Source organism: Sporolactobacillus caesalpiniae (assembly GCF_040513385.1).
Classification (GTDB): domain Bacteria; phylum Bacillota; class Bacilli; order Bacillales; family Sporolactobacillaceae; genus Sporolactobacillus.
In genome coordinates, this window is record NZ_JBEVCB010000004.1 from 311,812 (window position 1) to 330,010 (window position 18,199).

The following is an 18,199-nucleotide window of genomic DNA, read 5'->3' on the forward strand; positions in this document are numbered from 1 at the left end:
TTTCCTCTCTTGGGTTGAACTTCCTAGGTGTTCGGTTTAACCTTTCACTCGTTAGGTTGACCTTCTGTTCTTCGGTTCAACTTTTCCTCTCCTCGGTTGAACTTTCCAAGAGCTTGGTTTAACTTTGGAAAGGTCTTGCCTAACCTCAACTCAGTTCAGTCTCACTTTTGCAGCATTCGGTCTAACCTGACTCTTACCTTTATTCGTCTACTGCTTTTCCACCCGCCAATTGCTAATTCTTCGGGATTCCCATTAGTGAAGTTCAAATGATGCACGAAACGGTTGAGCTCCGATCTTCTTAATAACTCTGTAGTTCCCTTTTTCCGGTTGGTCGCTCAATAAGTCCAGTGATATCTTTTTTCTGACAATCTGATGCGAATTCAACTGCTCGGCCATTGCGGTAAAAGCACCATCTTTACGGAACGGCATTACGTACCATTTGCCTTTCTGTTTCATTTCAATCGTATAGTCCATTCCAAAAGTAACGCCCTCATCCGTATTATTCTCGATAATCAGCGTTACATCTTTTGATCGCGCTGGATAGCTGCGCTTATCCATGTAAACGCGAATGCCTTTAACGTGTTTAAAACTGTTTTTCGTATAGGGTGATGGCTTTAGATGTTGCTGACCTCCATTTTGTCCAGCGTCGTGGCATCCGGATAAGAACAGCAGGGCCGCCATTGCAATAATACATATTTTCATGATCGCGTCTCCCTCCGTTTCACCGACTGTTTCCTATATTATAAGCAATTTTTCCGACCATTCGCATTGGTACTGCATCTTGCTTTTCTTAAAAAGGGACAAGTTTTCGCCACGCCATATGTCTTCTCTTGAAAGCGATATACCAGTCGCTCCGCAAAGATTCAACCCACTTTATACTCGCATAAAACCTCATTTATCTGATCGCCACAAATTAGACATAATCAAGTTTCAACTTTGTGACAGCGTTATCATCGGCGTTGCCAATCAAATCATTTTAAAGTAAATTATACATGTGAAAGTTTTCACAATGTCATGGTTTATACCTAAAGGAGGCAAATCATATGGCTATTGAAGAACAAGCATTAAATCCAAAAGACTCAAAGAAAGAAACTCTGGAAAAAACTATTGACCAATTAGTGACGAATGCAAAGACCGCACTGGATGACTTTAGGCCACTGGATCAATCCCAAATTGATGAGATCGTGAAACAAATGGCGCTGGCCGGGCTTGACAAACATATGGAGCTGGCAAAAATGGCTGTCGAGGAAACCAAACGCGGTGTTTATGAAGATAAAATGATCAAGAATATTTTTGCAACCGAATATATCTATAACTCGATTAAAGAGAACAAGACGGTCGGCATCATTAATGAGGATCCATATGACGAAATTGTGCAGATCGCAGAACCGGTTGGTGTGATCGCGGGTGTCACTCCGGTTACAAATCCGACCTCGACAACCCTATTCAAATCGCTGATCTCCATTAAGACAAAAAATCCGATAATCTTCGCTTTTCACCCGTCCGCGCAAAAATGCAGCAGCGAGGCTGCTCGGATTGTCCGTGACGCAGCAATTCTTGCAGGAGCTCCAAAGAATTGTATTCAGTGGATTGAAGCGCCGTCACTTGATGCGACCCAAGCGCTAATGCATCACCCAGGTGTCTCACTCATTCTCGCAACCGGAGGCTCTGGTATGGTGAAATCGGCCTACAGTTCCGGCAAACCGGCAATCGGCGTTGGACCAGGAAATGTGCCGGCATACGTTGAAAAAACTGCCGACATTAAGCAAGCAGTAAATGACTTGATTCTTTCCAAAACTTTTGATCACGGCATGATTTGCGCTTCGGAGCAGGCAGTCATCGTTGACGCGGCAATCTATGAAGCTGTTAAACAGGAAATGATTGCGAACAAATGCTACTTTTTGAACAGCGAGGAAAAGAAAAAGGTTGAAAAACTCGTCATTGATGAACGCCGCTGCGCCGTAAATCCGCAGATTGTCGGGAAATCTGCCACCTTTATCGCAGGGCTTGCCGGAGTTACCGTTCCGGATGATACGAAAGTCATCATTGCGGAATTGAGCACCGTCGGACCCGAGTCTCCGCTTTCGCGCGAAAAACTGAGTCCTGTGCTCGCTTGCTTTAAAGCAAAAACCACTGATGAAGGACTCCGGCTCTGCGAAGAAATGCTGGAATTCGGCGGAATCGGCCACTCAGCGGTTATTCACTCAACTGATCAAAAGGTGATCGATGCGTTCGCAATGAAGATGAAGGCTGGACGATTGATCGTCAACGCGCCGTCATCACTAGGCGGGATCGGCGATATCTACAATCATTTTATCCCTTCGCTTACTTTGGGATGCGGCACATACGGCGGCAACTCGGTTTCAACAAACGTGGGTACCGCGAATCTGATCAATATTAAAACAATGGCCAATCGTCGCAACAACATGCAGTGGTTCAAGGTTCCACCAAAGATCTATTTTGAAAAAAACGCGACAAAATATCTGTCGGTTATGCCTGATATTTCACGCGCGTTCATCGTTGCAGATCCCGGAATGGTGAAATTCGGTTATGTCGACCGGGTACTGCACTTTCTGAGACAACGCAGAGAACCAGTTCACGTTGAAGTCTTCTCAGATGTTGAACCTGATCCGTCGGTTACAACGGTTATAAAGGGTACGGAAATGATGCGCAGCTTTAAACCCGATGTGATCATCGCGCTTGGCGGCGGTTCGGCGATGGACGCTGCTAAAGGTATGTGGCTGTTCTACGAAAGCCCTGAAACCGACTTCTTCGGACTCAAGCAGAAGTTCTTGGATATCCGGAAGCGTGTGTTCAAATTTCCGGACTTAGGTAAGAAGGCAAAATTCGTCGCGATTCCAACGACATCGGGTACGGGATCGGAAGTGACCTCGTTCTCCGTTATTACAGACAAAGAGAATGACATGAAATATCCGCTCGCCGATTACGCACTGACGCCAAATGTCGCGATCATTGATCCGGAATTTGTTATGACGGTTCCGCAACGCGTACTCGCCGACTCGGGAATGGATGTGCTCACACACGCCATTGAAGCGTATGTCTCGAACATGGCAAATGATTATACCGACGGACTGTGCATCAAAGCGATCCAGCTTGTTTTCAAGTTCTTGCCGAGATCGTATAAAGACAGCAGCGACAAATTAGCGAAAGAGAAAATGCACAACGCGTCGACAATTGCCGGCATGGCATTCTCCAACGCGTTCCTAGGCATCAATCATAGTCTCGCACACAAGTTGGGCAACGAATTCCACCTTGCACACGGCCGCTGCTGCGCAATCCTTTTGCCGCATGTGATCCGTTACAACGCGCTGAAACCGACGAAATTCACAGCATTCCCGAAATACAAACACTTTATCGCCGATGAACGCTATGCGGAAATTGCGCAAATTATCGGCGTTGGCGGCAAGACAACTGAGGAAAGCGTCGAGAACCTCGTTCAGGCGATTAAAAAGCTGACTCAAGAACTGAACATGCCAATGAGCATCGAAGCGAATGGGGTCAGCAAAGTTGATTTCGAGAAAGCACTCGACAAATTGTCTGACCGCGCGTTTGGCGATCAATGCACGACCGCCAACCCAAAGATGCCGCTTGTATCCGAACTCGCGGACATCTATCGCGAAGCTTTTAAGGGAATTTGATCGTCATTACTTTTAAAACGCCTGCTCTTCATTTGAAGCAGACGTTTTTTTGTTTGCAAAAAAATAGTAAATCTTAAAAGATTAGCGGAAACTAACATAAGCAGCAACTCGGCAATAAGTACATATATCCTGCAATGCGAAAGTCATCACTTCTTGTGACAGCGCGTCCTGTCGCTCACCGGGCCTTGGATGTCCGTGGCCGTCGCGACAGCTGTTTCGCCCTCTCCAAAGGCTAGGTGAAGCCTTGTTTTCTAATACATTTTTAACGTCATAACATCGGTGCTTCATTACGAAACAGCGGTTATGCTTTAAACTGGTATCGTTTACATATTTTTTCAAATTGTTTAAACTGGTTGTGAAATCAAGCACACGAACTGAGCTTATTGGTGAAGATCATAACGTACCAAGATTTAGGTAAACGCTAAGGGAGGAATACAACGCATGAAAATTTTGACGTATGGCGTGCAGCCCCACGAACACGAAATAATTAAACTTTGGGCTGAAAAAAATCAAGCTGAATTAACGACAACTTCTGACTTTCTCTCTGAACAAACCGTTGCCCAATCCGAACAGTTTGACGGCATCTGTATTCAACAACCGACCGCGCTCGGCGGACCGAACCTCTACGCACAGCTGAAAAGCTATGGAATCAAGCAGATCGCAACACGCACCGCCGGTTATGACATGATTGACCTGAATGAAGCAGAAAAAAATGATTTAATTGTCACTAATGTACCCGCCTATTCACCTTACGCCGTTGCCGAACTGGCGGTCACACAAGCAATGCAGCTTGTTCGCCATATACCCCAATTTCAAAAACGAGTCGCAGCAAAAGACTTTAGCTGGGGTGGACTGCTTTCGAAAGAAATTCGTTCGTTAACCGTTGGCATCATAGGGACCGGACGCATCGGAGCAACCGCCGCCGAGCTTTTCAAAGGTCTTGGCGCAACGGTTATTGGATTCGATCAGTACCCGAACGACCGGGTCAAGTCGATTCTTGAGTACCGCCCATCGCTGGAGGCCGTGCTGAAGGAAGCTGACATTGTTTCCCTTCACACGCCGCTCTTTGATTCAACATATCATATGATTAATAAACAGACATTACGCCTCATGAAAAATAGTGCTTTCCTGATCAATATTGCGCGTGGCGCACTCATTAACACTGTAGATTTAATCGAAGCGCTCGACAATGGCGAAATTGCTGGTGCCGCGCTCGACACTTTTGAAAACGAAACGATGATCAATAAAAATCTGAGTGAGCAATCGCTCGATGATCCGCTTTTGTCCAAATTGATCGCAATGGATCAGGTTCTGCTGACACCGCATGTTGGATTTTTCACAGAAACAGCGGTTCAAAACATTGTTGAAGGCGCGCTTGACTGCGTTGTCGACGTTCTGGAAACCGGCACAAGCAAGAACTGTGTGCGCAATCGATAAAATAAGCACAGAATACTATGACGCAATGGGACCGTTTGTTCGCAAAACGATCCCATTTTTGCATTGTGTAGCTGATCAATTCGCCGTTATAATATGTACTGGATTGTATCGATCTTCTGCGTGAGGATGCCTTAAACACTTCATTAGATGTTCAACGCCTCAAGTGAAAAGTAAAAGAAGCGGGACTGTAACCGTGCCGACTCGCACGATCATTCTGTCCCGCTTCCGCCCCTTACTTTTCCTTTTTCAATCACAGCTCACCTAATTAAACCGCGCAGAGTCATTTCCATCATCGCAAACAACCGCTCTATCAACGGCTTAAGATCGTCAATACTCGAATTCGGATATTTCTTTAAATAAGCCATCGTCCGATTGCTGTAATCGCTAAAAAGACAGAGCAGTACCTCTTTTAAAAGACCAGCGTCCACGTCGTCCTTCAAATCAAGTCGCTCAATCGTTTCCCCAACGAAATCCGGAGTCATTGCGTTCAATTCATTATATAGACTGATCATTTTATCCCTCAGTCGTTCCGGAGGCTGAGCAAATGCATTGGTGATAAACTGATAAATATCAGGATATTTTTTGTAGACGCGAACTTCCATCTCACATATTTTCCGCATATCCGCAAGCATATCAGAGGATAATTTCCAGTTCTCATAGTCAAGTTCTTTCATCATAAAACGTACTGCATAATCCACACTTTTTTCAAAAAGTTTCTCTTTTGAATCAAAGTAATGAAAGATCAGCCCTTTTGAAACGCCTGATGATTTTGCGATTTGATTGGTCGATGCCCGTTCAAATCCTTTCACCGCAAACTCATGAATCGCCGCGTCCAAAATTGCCTTTTCTTTCGGTTCATCCATTACACTTTCAAATCCTTCCTCTTATAAATCCAAAACGTAAGCAGGCAGGAAACCATGATCACAATCAGGTCGGTCACGATGTAGTTCCATTCAATTCCATTCTTGAAGACAGTGCTCGGAAGTGCTGTATCAACCGGCGAGAAGAAGACAAGTGCCTGAAAATCATCATTCATCTTACCCACAACACCAAGTATAAAGGTGAGAAAGACAACACCAAGAGACAACGACGTCGCAGACTTATTTGTGGACAGGAACGCCGATAAAAGAAAGCCGAATACAAGAAAAGTTAGACCCATTACCCATCCGGAGAAAGCTAATTGCGCAAAGCTCTTAAAAAGCCCATGAACGGATGCTCCCGACTCCTTGAAGAGAATACATCCCAAAAAAGCAATTGCCATTGATACTGCCCAGTATACTGTATAAAGCAAACTGTTTGCGAGCATTTTCGATCCAACGATGGAAAGACGCGTAATCGGCTGAGCATAGAGATAGCCGATTGTTCCTTCCGCCTCTTCTCTGGCGAGCGCATTTGTTCCGAGCATCGCCGCGAAAATGCCGGTGGCAATCACGATATACTGATATTCATAACCAAAGTAGCCTTTGATTGTCGCCAAGGCCGCCATGTCCGATAAATTGAATGCTTTCAACATATCTTTCGGCATTGACTTCAAATCCATTTGCTGCAGCCCCATGTCCTTCATTGCAGGAAATAATGACACGAGACCAAGAGTCAGCACACCAACAACAACAATCCAAATCACTAGTGTTTTTATATGCGTTCTGCATTCTAGTCTGAATAAGGTCATAGCCGTTCTCCCTCCTGACGTTCATACATAGACATGAACTGTTCTTCCAAATCGCGGTTTGCAACAGTCACATCTTCAAGATCCGTTGACAGATTTGACAAGGTTGAAAAGAGCTGCGGAAGACCGCCCTCATAAAGAAAACGCGCTTCGTGTTCCTCTTTTTTGGTGCAGGTCGCACCAATCGCCTTCATTTCGTCGAGTGGGAGCTTGCTTCCTTTCAAGGTCACGATCTTCGTTTTTTTATTGACCTGAGACAAGTCTTCAACACCGACCAGCTGACCGCTGCGAATAAACGCGACCTTTGAACAATAATCCTCGACTTCCTTCAAGTTGTGACTGGAGAGGAAGATGGTTGCGCCTTGCTCCTGCTTTTCTTTTAGCACTCGGAACAGCCGAGCATGCATCAGCGGATCAAGCCCATTCGTTGGTTCATCCATAATAATTAACTCCGGATGGTGAATAAGCGCGCAAACCAACGCGATCTTTTTCTTATTTCCTAAAGACAGATCACCGAATCTTTTCTTACGGTCAATTTGAAACAACTCAAAATAGCGGTCAATCTCTGCCTGATTACCTTCCATATGATGAAAATCCAAGGTGTAGCGGATCAGGTCCTGAACACGCAGCTGCGGATAAAAACGCACATCACTCGGTACATATCCGATCCTTTTCTTTACATCAAGATCATGCTGCGGAACGCTTTTTCCAAGAAGCGAGATCTCCCCGCCGCTTCGTTTAATAAAATTCAGCATCATATTCATCGTTGTCGACTTGCCTGCTCCGTTCGGACCGATAAATCCGAAAAATTCGCCTTGTTCAACAGAAAAAGAAAGATCATTTACAGCAACAAACTTGCCAAAACGTTTACTGATATGACTCAATTCAATAACCGGCATCTCAGTGAACCTCCTTTAAATAGTGCGTTGACCACTCGGTCAATGACACTATAGCACGCATTGACCAAGTGGTCAATAATTTGTTTGCGTTTTTTTCTTAGCTGAACAGACGGACAATTTTATGATAATAATTCTCTGTACTGCCAAAGATACTGGTCAGGTTTGGTATGTATCGACATACTTATCAGTTACATAATAAGGACGGAGAGGGGGGAGAACAATGGCAAAACCGGATGACCGTACCGACAATTGGGAGAAAATCAGCCGCAACATCGGCAGCACACTGCAAAACATAAACGAGACTAATGACTATTTAAAAGCGCACGGTGATGAACTGAACGAGGACGAGAAGCGCCAGCTGCATGAAAAGAACCAGCGTCGCGATGAAAGTGTGAAAGGGCTGCGCGAAGAAATAAAAGATGAATCCGCCTTTAGCAAGACCCACTAATCAATGGATACCGATCGGTTCTGCCGGTCGGTATTTTAAATGCGACCAAATGTGACATCATTAGCTATTGACCTTAAGTCTTAGCTGAAAATATGACTGAGGCATATTCCCGAAGACCCGCCCGCACGGTAAAGTATACGTACACGGATTGAAAGGAATGCCAGTCATGTACGCTTATATCTTACTTACTCATTCAAAAACACTACCGGCACAACTCGTCCGGCTCTGGACCGGTGATGTCTATTCTCACGCGGCCATTTCTCTTGATTCGCCAATGACCGCCTACAGTTTCGGTCGGAAAAGCAAGTTGAATTTTCTTAACGGCGGATTTATTGAGGAACAGTTCGCCACTATGGACCAAGAAACACAAATCAGTATTCTGCGTCTTCCAATGACTCAGAAAGCCTATTACCGGGCACGTATTCTGCTCGCTTATTTTCAAGATTACGGCGACTGCTATCATTATAATTTTAAGGGAATTATCGGTATCATGCTTCACCACAGGATAGGCGGACGAAACGCCTATTTTTGCTCGCAGTTTGTCTCAACGCTGCTGGAAAAAAGCGGTGCGTACTTTTTCAGCAAGCCCGCCTGTTTTATCAAGCCCTGTGATTTTCTTGAACTGAATGAGGCGGAGATCCTCTATTCTGGAACACTTGCGCAGTATTTGTCATCTAATGCTGACCTAGACGATTCGGCAGCGGCCGCTCAATGGGCCTAAATATACTTCACCATGAGGTATTCGTCCACGAATCCGTCGTCTTCCTTCATCGCGTCATGATCCTCACCGTAGATTTTAAATCCGAATTTTTTGTAGGCGCGAATGGCACTTTCATTAGTTGTGACGACAAACAAATAGAGTTTGGCAACGCCTTCTTTTTTCACATCGTCAATCACGTATTCCATGATCCTCCGAGCGATGCGCTGTCCTCGGTATTCGGGCGCTACATAAACGCTGGTAAACGTCGCACGGTGCGCCATTTTCGGTAAGGTTTCCCGATGCAACGATGCAATGGCGATCAGTCGCTCGCCATCGAACCCTCCCACGGTCACTACATCGGCGTCAGACAGATGTTTGCGAATCTGATCCATGGTCCGGTGCTTCTCGGTTTCCAAATCAGACGCATAGGCCTCAGGGTTGTTTGTCAATGCTTCGATTCTCAATGTTCGGTACTGCTCTGCGTCTTCAGCGGTTAATGATCTAAAAATGACCACGGCAAACCCTCCACAACTTATTCTCTATGTTATTATGGGCTTATTCTTGAATTTTATAGAGGCGAGTAACGATGCGTGTTTTTGGTGTGGTAAAAAGCGGTGTCCACTATACGGTGAGAAAAAGCGCGTATGCGGTTATCTTCAAAATGAATGACTTTTCAAAAGTTGCCTTGATCCGTGCACACAGCATTCAGTATTTTCTCCCCGGCGGAGGTATTGAGATCGGCGAATCAGATGCGCAGTGCCTGAAGCGCGAGTTGCTTGAGGAAACAGGCTGTACCATCGATGGAATTCGCTATCTTTGCCATGCAAAACGTTATTTTCTGTCAACGCTGCCTGCTGTTCGGCCAATGGTCAGCGACGGTTATTTTTATACTGCAGAGCTTGGTGAGCAAGTACAGCAGCCGACTGAACCTGACAATTTTTTGGAATGGGTTGATGTGCGCGAATGTTCGCCGCTTCTATTCCATGAGCACCAGGCCTGGGCAGTGCGAGAGGCCCTGGCGCGATCAAAGCACCTTCCATGATTTATAAACGGTTGCTTCATTCGACTGCTTATTCGCGCTCAGCCACTCGGCGGCCTTCAGGACTAAGGGAGATGCGTTGTCCACGTTGAGCGCGTCGCGATCCACCCAATGCGCGCCTGCAGAATCCTGCCCATCGAACGCAACCGGTTGCTCAAAGTTGCCGGTGAGCTGTGTGATTTGGTAGAAAACCGCGACATGATGCACATGAGTGAACTGCTTCCAGTTCCACGGCAGAAAAAAGTCAAAGGCCCCAATTTGAATGCAGTCGGAAACCGTCATGCCGGTTTCCTCATTAAATTCTCTGCGAAGTGTTTCGAGCAGCGACTCGCCGGCTTCCTGACTCCCGCCCGGCAGATCATAGCAATGGATATACGGGCCGCCGGTTTTGTCGATGACCATCATTTTGTTTTCGCATTCGGCGATGCCGTAGCAGCCGAACGCCGTGTGATAGCTGTTTTGTTGCTGGGACATGCAGAATTCCTCCTTATCGAGCATTTTGAATTTTTTATCGAGCGTTTTGTGTTTTTTATCAAGCGTTTCATTAATTTGTCCTCTAACCCTGAGGATAAATAATAGACGCGCGACTTCTTTTCTCCATGGAAATGACTGGACTGTGCGTGCAACAGCCTTCTCGCGGCAAATTCAGACTTCATCATCAAAAAATCCCTGCATTGTTTGTTTGTTATTGCCGGGCCGTGGATGAGGCGGTAATCAAGCAACGCCAATAAATGTGCCGTTTTCGACAGATGATCACAGCCTGCACAGTGCCAGTGCTGCTTCACTTTTCTCATTGGCATTGCACCGCAATCGGGGCAGCGCACACCTTTTATGATTGCTTCAGGTTTGATCAATGATCGAAACGGTTGGATAATTAACGGTTGATGCGCCTCGAGCAGCGCAGCCGATACTTTGTTCAGCGTATCTGTCGAAAGGTGCGCTTTGCTGAATTGCTTATCAATAGTAAACAATTCAGCTTTGAGATTCGCCCGACGGACAATTTTTTTGATCCGATCACTTTTTAAATTCGTTACCTGAATCTGCGCAGCAGAAGCGACCACCACACGATTAATGATCGGCAATGACAGACCGCGTTCATCCAACCATTGATGCAGCGAACCTGTTAAGTACTCTGCTTGGGTAATCAATGTCATCGTCCAACTCACGAATCAGCTGACGCATCTCCGTGTCAAAAGTCAACTTACCAAGAATGTTTTTCACTTCGAGAATCAATGCGTAGCGGTCACAAAGCACAAGAAAATCAATTTGAAAATAATGCACATGATCGTACAAACGGAGATTGTGGAAAATACGGAAATCTTTGCCGGAGAGATAGCTGAGGGCAAAGTCCAAAGACTGCTCGCCGCGATAACCGGCCATTAGTCTTTTGTACTGCGACAGCACATAGTCGCACGTGCTGTCCGCCTTCAATCGGTGGGTCAGCGCCTCATACTGGCGGATGTGGTAGGGGATTTGGATGGGTTTGATGAACAATTCATCGCCTCACTTTCATAGTAAAAAGTTCAGCGTCAAAATCTGCGATTCCTCTATTTAAATCCGACAATTCCATGAACGCCGGTCATTCCTCCAAAATCAAATCCAGACTCTGCCTGCATCCCTCGACAATATCCGCATTCTGCTGATCATGCCCATACAGCAGCAGCGAAACCGTTGTGAAGACCGCCTTCCATTTTGCCAAGGCTTTCGTTGCATCACTCACTTCACCATAGACTGAGAAAAATTCGGCGCGTGCACTGCTCGGCAAAAAGCTGTACACAATCGATAAATCAACAGCAGGATCACCGATATGAACATCACCCCAGTCGATCACTCCGCTCACCTTATGGCGCTGATCACTAACAATATTTCGAATATGCAAATCCCCGTGTACCAGGCACCTTTTCTCCGATATAGGAATCGGACCTGTCTCCACAACGTACTGCCGCAACACATGCGCTGATGAATACAAATCTAGCGTCTCCATCTGATTCACGCGGTCAAGCAGCGCCATTTTACGTTTTCCAATAGCCAACCGCCCGAGCACATCACCAGGAACACCAAGTCCGGCAGCCTCGTCAGCAGAAAAATCATGCAGCGCACGCAAAAAGCACGCCAAATCCGCGATCGAACGCGTACGTTCTTCACGCGTCAGCGTGACCGGCAGCTGCCCGCGAACCAGCTCATAACCGAGAAACGGCCATGGATAAGTAGCAGCCGGTGAACCAAAGAACAACGGTATGGAAATCGGAAGCGGCAAACGATCCGCAATCCTCGGGAGTAACCTTCCCTCCGTACAGAGCAGATCGACCGCGATCTGCCTGCGCGGGAAACGAAACACATACCGTTCATTCACCAAATAAACCGTATTATCATAACCGGTTCCGAGCGGAGAGATCGTTGCCGGAGCGAGCTCAGGGAACTGCCGTTCAATTAACTGCCGTGCCGCTTCCTTAGAAACCACCCGCTCCGGATCCCAACTATTCACCATTAGATCACCTCCCCTTTTTCCTCATAGCTCCGAGCAGCACAGTCAAAAATACAGCGAACAGGCCGCCCATCATGGCAAAGCTCAAGGTAAAACTCAACTTCTCGATCATCCATCCGGTCAATGGAAACAGGACGATCATCGTTACACTGAACATCATACTGGAAACACTGAGTAAAGTCGCGCGGCTTGATGAGGGAATGAGCTCATTAAAATAGTTGCTGAAAATCGGCTGACTGACCGACACAAGCGTATTCATGGCAATGAAGCACATGACCAGCATTACGAGTTGATTCACAAACGAAAGGATGAGCAGCGCGCACAGTAAAACAGAAAAGCCCTTAATCAATTTGACTTGACCAGCTCTTTTTTCGATTTGCGGCGATATTTTCGCACCGATAATCTGGAATACAGCCGATACCACCATTAACAAGCTGATTTGCATGCCCTTGAAACCGTATCGATCCATGAGCGATTGGAAATAAAAATAATACGTTGCGGCAATTCCTTGGAACAGAGCAAAAAAGAACATGAGGAACCGCAACTGCGCATTTTTTTTAAGAAAAACAGCGGCATTTTTCAAAATCGAAAAATAGCCGACCGCCTTATCTGATTTTCGTTCTATCTTTTTCGGCTCGACCATCATAAGTACAGAGAGAATGGCAAAAAGTGAAATCACGATTTGAATCCAGTACACACCTTCAAAGTAGACATTGACGAACCAACCGGCAACAAAAATGCCCAATGTATCCGCAAATTCATAGATTGCGTTACTGTTCGCCGAGACTCTGATGAACTTCTTTTCCATATTCAGATCGCGCAATGATTCATAGACCAACGCATCAATTGTGCCGGAATTCAAATTATAGGACCATGCTGAAATGACAAAACCGACTGCAAACCATAGAAAATCATGTGAAAAAATCAAGATGAAACTGCTGATCATGGCGCAAATCCGTCCGATAATCAGCACGGCCCGATAGTTCAGTCGATCGGCCAGTGCCCCACTCGGCACCTCGAAAATGAAACTGCTGATATGAAAAATGCTCTCGAGCAGCCCAACCTCAACCAGCGACATCCCGCGATGCGTCAAATAGAGCACCCAAAGCGCCGTCACACCAAAAAAGGAACAAAAATTATAGATGTAATTGTAACGCACATTATGGCTAATCGTTCGACTCAACACTATCATCCATCCGATCCACACGATGCCTAAGAAGGCTGCGCTTCAATTAAAACCAACCTACTCATCGTATCAAAAAAGGACCGCCCGGCATAGGGAGATCCTGCTTTAAACGTTCGAAATTTATTCTGTTATTGGAAAAAACAAACCGGTGACTCATCATAAAAAGAGGAAAATACCCATGACCAACCTTTTTTTAACGATTGTCCTCTTTCGTAGCCATGATGGTTACGTATTCATTTCGACTGCTTTTGTTTCAATAGAAAAACCGAGATCTTTAATTAGTTGATAATCTTCCGATTTATTCTGGCCCTTTGTTGTCAAGTAGTCGCCGATGAAGATCGAATTGGCGATATACAGGCCAAGATTTTGCAAGGATCGCAAATTCACTTCACGGCCGCCGGCGATACGAATTTCCTTTGTAGGATTAATGAATCGGAAAAGTGCTAATATCTTCAAGCATCGATTCGGAGTCAGTTCATGCATAGCTTCAAGCTTCGTACCGGGAATCGGATTTAAAAAGTTGATTGGGATTGAATCGGCGTCCAGTTCCTTTAAAGCAAACGCCATGTCAATGATGTCTTCATTGGTTTCGCCCATCCCGCAAATCACTCCGGAACATGGGGAAATTTTTGCTCGTTTTACCGCTTCAATCGTATCGACACGATCCTGATAATGATGTGTCGTCGCAATCCGGTCATAATGAGAGACGCTCGTATTCAGATTATGATTGAAGCGATCCACACCCGCTGCCTTTAAATCCTTGGCCTGTTCCTCATTAATCAAACCGAGACACGCGCAGATTTTAATCGGCATTTCTTTTTTGATCTTTTTCACTGCCGAGCAGACAGCACGTATTTCTCGAGGTGCTGCCTTGCGTCCGCTCATCACAATGCAGTAGGTTCCGATCTGATTTTCATAAGCTTGTCTTGCCCCTTGCACGATCACATCTTCGCTCACTAATGGATAGGCATCGACCGATGTTTCCGCGTAGATTGATTGAGAACAATACGCGCAATTCTCAGCACAGCGGCCACTTTTTGCGTTAATAATCAGATTCAATTTCATGGCGGTTCCATAATAATGCTTGCGCAATTGATACGCCCCGCAGACAAGATCAAGCGTCTCATCATCTGCAACCGACAGCATCTCCTGCGCATCGCTCCGCGTACATGCGTAGCCGTCACGCACACGCTGCGCTAGCTCATACCATTTCAAAAAATACACCATCCTTTATATCGCTTCGGATTTTCTCAAAAATGACAGTCTTTGCTTTAATTGGCTAGCAACAACTGCAGCCACCCCGGCTTTTACAAGGTCAAGCAGAAACAACGGCAGGTTGCCTTCTGCCACGCTAAGAAGCGGCAAATGATTATAAAAAGCAAACCAAGGGATACCAATGAGGTAAATGACTAGAATACCTGCTAAGATCGCAACATAATACCAGACAACCGTCCATTTCTTTGTCTTTATGTAATCAGTAATGAGACCAATAACAAATGCTGCAAGCGGCCATGCCAGAACGTAGCCGCCGGTCGGTCCGAGCAGGACTCCCAAACCGCCGCGATATCCGGACAAGACCGGAACCCCTGCCGCCGCCAGTGCACTAAATACGAGCATCGCGACAAGCCCTTTTCTTGCGCCGAGAATACTTCCGACCAGCATGACACCGAGCATTTGGAACGTAAAAGGAACAGGAATAAACGGAATGACGACCGTTGGCAAGGCGCCAAAGGCAATCATCACTGCAACGAATAGCGAAACTAACGTAATCGATCGCGTTTTCAAAATGAGGCCTCCTTATTTGTTAACCAAAATAATTTTAGGTTTACATTCATTATATGTCAACCTATTTTTAATTTAGGTTAACAATAATACACAAAAAAAAGACGCCTCATCGTCGATTAGACTTTTGAGACATCTTTTTTGTTCTAAGGAGAAACAACACCCGAATGGGGTGCAGAAACCCAATCATAATTAAATTGCCTTACTCCATCGCTGATCAATGCGCAAGAACTTCCAGATGAGATAAGCGACAGCCCATACCGTAATAAAAAGGATGATTAAACCATAACCCATCCAGTTTAAATCGATCCGCTGCACCCAATTCCAAAAACTTCCTTTAAGCTGAAAAAGTTCGCCTGCAACTTGAGCCAGCTCAACAACACCGATCATCAATGCCGCCATTACAGAGACGGTAGTGACAGTAAGATTGTAATAAACTTTTCGAACAGGTGTATCGAGCGCCCAGCGGTACGCGCGCGTCATCATGACCGAATCGGTTGTGTCCATGACATTCATGCCGGCTGCGAAAAGAAGCGGCAGAGCAAGTATGGCAGCAAAAGACATATGCGTGCGCGCGGATTCTGCGGAAAGCGCAAGCAGACTGATTTCTGTTGCTGTATCAAAACCGAGGCCAAATAGGAAGCCGAGCGGAAACACATGCCAGCTTTGGTTGATAAACGCAAAAAGCGGTTTAAATGTTCGTGATAAAAAGCCGCGCGATTCGAGCAGCTGCTCAAATTGTTCCTGATCAAATTCGTGCTTCTTTAGTCGGCGAAACACTTTCTGCAAATCAACTACAATAAACAAATTAATGACTGCGATCACAATCAAAAAACTTCCGGAGACAGTGGCACCAATGAAGCCGCCAACATGTTCAAACAGCGGCAGGTGATGCTGCGCCCAGCGCACCGACAAGGCTAAACCGACAGCCATGAGCAGAACAACTGACGAATGACCGAGCGAGAAATAAAAACCGACACCCATTGGGTTCTTCTTTTGCTGCGTCAGTTTCCGCACAACGTTATCAATCGCTGCGATGTGATCCGCATCAAAGGCATGACGAAGACCGAGCGTATAAGCGACGAGTCCGAGCCCGAGCATGACCGGGTTGTTTTTTGCTGCGAGAAGAAGCAGACTTATGCCGATCGCGTGCAAAATGAATGAGCCCGTATAATAGGGGAAACACTTTTTCAACACTTTAGTTCTTCCTTTCTTTCGCATTTAGAAAGACCGGGCACAGCCCGGTCCTTAATCTCCAGCCATGTGTGATGGTTTTGTGTCTTTTCAGTGCTGAATCGTCGCTTCGGTTACTCGCTTGCCGCGGGCGCACCGCGAGCCTCCTCAAACAGGCAGAAATCTGCGGGGTCTCGCTGGCACGCGATCAACAAAGACGCTCCCGCAGGCGTCTCGTACCTCCGCTTTGATTCTCGGACAAGACACTGGTTTATTGGTTTGAAAACGTGCAAAATAATAAACTTTCTTATCTTGCAAATTAGAAAAACCGGGCAAGCCCGATCCTTACTTCCGCAGGATGCGGTGGACTTAATTCAGTAACGCGGCCGGAATAAAATAAGCGGAGATTTTCCGCTTATATGCATCATGGCGCTTGTTTCACCGGTAAATAAGGGTAATTTTTCCGCTTATGCACGGAAAAACCCTCTATTTTCACGTTTTTCGATTCGATAAGCGGAATTTCTCCGTCTATTTAAGCGATTTTTTCATGCATTTTCTAATTAAGCGGAATTTTTCCGTTTATTTCTCAGATCGGGCGCTTGCTTACCTGATCGCCCACACCCGAATCTTATGACCTTATCGTCGTACCGGCAAGGCAAAACGCTGTACTTTCTTAACTTGTAAAAAAAACAAGCAAGCCCACTTAGCGAAAGTTCCTTTAAAGTAAGAGAAAATTCCTCATTATATATAGCATTGGTTCGTGTCTTTATTGTTCTGAATCAACGCTTCGGTTACTCGCTTGCCGCGGGCGCACCGCGCACCTCCGCTTCCATTCCCGACAAACGAAAACTTCAGTCGCTCATTGATGACCCTGTACTTAAGAAACGAATGCCTTGCGTTCTTCTGCTGAAAGGGTTTCGTTCATCCGTCCGCTGCGGAAGCCGCTCAGATCAAGCGTCACGTAACGGAAGCCGAAGCCCGTGAGTGCTTTGCTGACTTTATCGTTCAACTCAAGCAAGTCGTTTAACCGTTCTGACGGAACCTCAACGCGGGCAATCTCCCCATGATCGCGGACACGGACAACCGGAAAACCGAGGTCGCGAAGATATTTTTCCGACTTCATCACTTTTTCGATTTTTTCCAGCGTCAGTGTTGTTCCATAAGGGAATCGAGAAGAAACAGAGCATGAAGAAACTTTGTTCCAATTGTTCAGACCTACCAATTTTGCCAGGGCGCGCACATCGGTTTTATAGAAACCTGTTTCCTGCAGAACGCTTCGTGCACCGGCTTCTGTCCGAGCACGCAAACCTGGGCGGAAGTCGCTTTCGTCATCCTTGATCATACCGTCCAGTACAAATTTAAAGCCAACAGCCGCCGCGATCTCGTTCATGCGCGCGTAGAAGCCTTTCTTTGCGTAGTACCAGCTGTCCGGTGTGTTGTGCTTGATGTGTTCTTCAGACAAATAATTGAGCTCAGTTCCCTTAACCACAGCACCAAGATCATTTGCCAAAGAAACGGCTTTGTCGAACTCTTCATTCGTAAAAAGTTCGGAGTTGGCAACAACGGCGAGCACATTGTCTTTGCCCAGCGTATCCAGCGCCATTTTCAAAACGAGTGTACTGTCAATGCCTCCGGAAAACGCAACAACCACACGATTCATTTTTTTTAATTGATCAACAAGCGCCTGTTTTTTTTCAGTTAACGTACTCATGACTAATTACCTTC

General features: G+C 46.0%; 19 protein-coding genes. 5 read left to right on the forward strand and 14 right to left on the reverse strand.

Features of this window, described 5'->3' with window-relative positions; genetic code table 11:
• Positions 1–252 precede the first annotated feature (252 nt).
• Positions 253–702, reverse strand: a complete 450-nt coding sequence (locus tag ABWW58_RS09935) for an immunoglobulin-like domain-containing protein (protein WP_353868983.1) — start codon at positions 700–702, stop codon at positions 253–255.
• 341 nt (positions 703–1,043) lie between these two features.
• Here ABWW58_RS09935 and adhE point away from each other — a divergent pair, with 341 nt between their 5' ends.
• Both adhE and ABWW58_RS09945 read left to right on the forward strand, forming a co-directional pair.
• Positions 1,044–3,659, forward strand: coding sequence for a bifunctional acetaldehyde-CoA/alcohol dehydrogenase (gene adhE / locus ABWW58_RS09940; protein WP_353868984.1), 2,616 nt, complete (start codon positions 1,044–1,046; stop codon positions 3,657–3,659).
• A 441-nt stretch (positions 3,660–4,100) separates the two neighbouring features.
• On the forward strand, positions 4,101–5,096 hold the full coding sequence (locus ABWW58_RS09945; protein ID WP_353868985.1) for a D-2-hydroxyacid dehydrogenase: 996 nt from the start codon (positions 4,101–4,103) through the stop codon (positions 5,094–5,096).
• Positions 5,097–5,353: 257 nt separating this feature from the next.
• Here the strand turns inward: ABWW58_RS09945 and ABWW58_RS09950 are convergent, their stop codons facing one another.
• The 3 genes from ABWW58_RS09950 to ABWW58_RS09960 are packed head-to-tail and all read right to left on the reverse strand — an operon-like array spanning position 5,354 to position 7,661.
• Positions 5,354–5,959: a TetR/AcrR family transcriptional regulator gene (locus ABWW58_RS09950; protein WP_353868986.1), complete on the reverse strand. Its 606-nt coding sequence runs from the start codon at positions 5,957–5,959 to the stop codon at positions 5,354–5,356.
• Positions 5,959–6,765 (reverse strand): DUF2705 family protein, encoded by an 807-nt coding sequence (locus ABWW58_RS09955; protein ID WP_353868987.1) that lies wholly within the window; start codon positions 6,763–6,765, stop codon positions 5,959–5,961. Before ABWW58_RS09955 ends, ABWW58_RS09950 begins: the two co-directional genes overlap by 1 nt.
• Positions 6,762–7,661, reverse strand: coding sequence for an ABC transporter ATP-binding protein (locus ABWW58_RS09960; RefSeq protein ID WP_353868988.1), 900 nt, complete (start codon positions 7,659–7,661; stop codon positions 6,762–6,764). The genes ABWW58_RS09955 and ABWW58_RS09960 overlap by 4 nt, the downstream gene beginning before the upstream one ends.
• Before the next feature lie 220 nt (positions 7,662–7,881).
• On the opposite strand from ABWW58_RS09960, the gene tlp reads away from it, so the two are divergent.
• Both tlp and ABWW58_RS09970 read left to right on the forward strand, forming a co-directional pair.
• A complete protein-coding gene (tlp, locus tag ABWW58_RS09965; protein ID WP_353868989.1) occupies positions 7,882–8,109 on the forward strand; it encodes a small acid-soluble spore protein Tlp in 228 nt (75 codons plus the stop codon).
• Positions 8,110–8,266: 157 nt separating this feature from the next.
• The gene (locus ABWW58_RS09970) at positions 8,267–8,830 is read left to right on the forward strand and encodes a hypothetical protein (protein ID WP_353868990.1); all 564 of its coding nucleotides are present in this window, start codon (positions 8,267–8,269) and stop codon (positions 8,828–8,830) included.
• On the opposite strand, the gene ABWW58_RS09975 is transcribed toward ABWW58_RS09970, so the two are convergent.
• On the reverse strand, positions 8,827–9,324 hold the full coding sequence (locus ABWW58_RS09975; RefSeq protein ID WP_353868991.1) for a GNAT family N-acetyltransferase: 498 nt from the start codon (positions 9,322–9,324) through the stop codon (positions 8,827–8,829). The genes ABWW58_RS09970 and ABWW58_RS09975 overlap by 4 nt on opposite strands.
• 71 nt (positions 9,325–9,395) lie before the next feature.
• Between ABWW58_RS09975 and ABWW58_RS09980 the strand changes: the two genes are divergently transcribed.
• Positions 9,396–9,851 carry an NUDIX hydrolase gene (locus tag ABWW58_RS09980; RefSeq protein ID WP_353868992.1) on the forward strand — a complete coding sequence of 152 codons (456 nt, stop codon included), beginning with the start codon at positions 9,396–9,398 and terminating at the stop codon, positions 9,849–9,851.
• Here the strand turns inward: ABWW58_RS09980 and ABWW58_RS09985 are convergent.
• The 9 genes from ABWW58_RS09985 to larE form a co-directional block, all read right to left on the reverse strand.
• The gene (locus tag ABWW58_RS09985) at positions 9,834–10,253 is read right to left on the reverse strand and encodes an NUDIX hydrolase (RefSeq protein WP_353868993.1); all 420 of its coding nucleotides are present in this window, start codon (positions 10,251–10,253) and stop codon (positions 9,834–9,836) included. The genes ABWW58_RS09980 and ABWW58_RS09985 overlap by 18 nt on opposite strands.
• On the reverse strand, positions 10,250–11,002 hold the full coding sequence (locus ABWW58_RS09990) for a hypothetical protein (protein ID WP_353868994.1): 753 nt from the start codon (positions 11,000–11,002) through the stop codon (positions 10,250–10,252). The genes ABWW58_RS09985 and ABWW58_RS09990 overlap by 4 nt, the downstream gene beginning before the upstream one ends.
• The gene (locus ABWW58_RS09995) at positions 10,944–11,342 is read right to left on the reverse strand and encodes a nuclease-related domain-containing protein (protein WP_353868995.1); all 399 of its coding nucleotides are present in this window, start codon (positions 11,340–11,342) and stop codon (positions 10,944–10,946) included. Before ABWW58_RS09995 ends, ABWW58_RS09990 begins: the two co-directional genes overlap by 59 nt.
• An 85-nt stretch (positions 11,343–11,427) precedes the next feature.
• Positions 11,428–12,336, reverse strand: a complete 909-nt coding sequence (locus ABWW58_RS10000; RefSeq protein ID WP_353868996.1) for a phosphotransferase — start codon at positions 12,334–12,336, stop codon at positions 11,428–11,430.
• Between the two features lie 4 nt (positions 12,337–12,340).
• Positions 12,341–13,516, reverse strand: a complete 1,176-nt coding sequence (locus ABWW58_RS10005; RefSeq protein WP_353868997.1) for an MFS transporter — start codon at positions 13,514–13,516, stop codon at positions 12,341–12,343.
• A 228-nt stretch (positions 13,517–13,744) separates the two neighbouring features.
• Positions 13,745–14,734, reverse strand: coding sequence for a biotin synthase BioB (bioB, locus tag ABWW58_RS10010; protein ID WP_353868998.1), 990 nt, complete (start codon positions 14,732–14,734; stop codon positions 13,745–13,747).
• A 15-nt stretch (positions 14,735–14,749) separates the two neighbouring features.
• Positions 14,750–15,304, reverse strand: a complete 555-nt coding sequence (locus ABWW58_RS10015; RefSeq protein ID WP_353868999.1) for a biotin transporter BioY — start codon at positions 15,302–15,304, stop codon at positions 14,750–14,752.
• A 189-nt stretch (positions 15,305–15,493) separates the two neighbouring features.
• Positions 15,494–16,522: a HoxN/HupN/NixA family nickel/cobalt transporter gene (locus ABWW58_RS10020; protein WP_445783425.1), complete on the reverse strand. Its 1,029-nt coding sequence runs from the start codon at positions 16,520–16,522 to the stop codon at positions 15,494–15,496.
• An 829-nt stretch (positions 16,523–17,351) separates the two neighbouring features.
• Entirely contained in the window at positions 17,352–18,185 is an 834-nt protein-coding gene (gene larE / locus ABWW58_RS10025; RefSeq protein ID WP_353869001.1) for an ATP-dependent sacrificial sulfur transferase LarE, read from the reverse strand.
• Positions 18,186–18,199 lie beyond the last annotated feature (14 nt).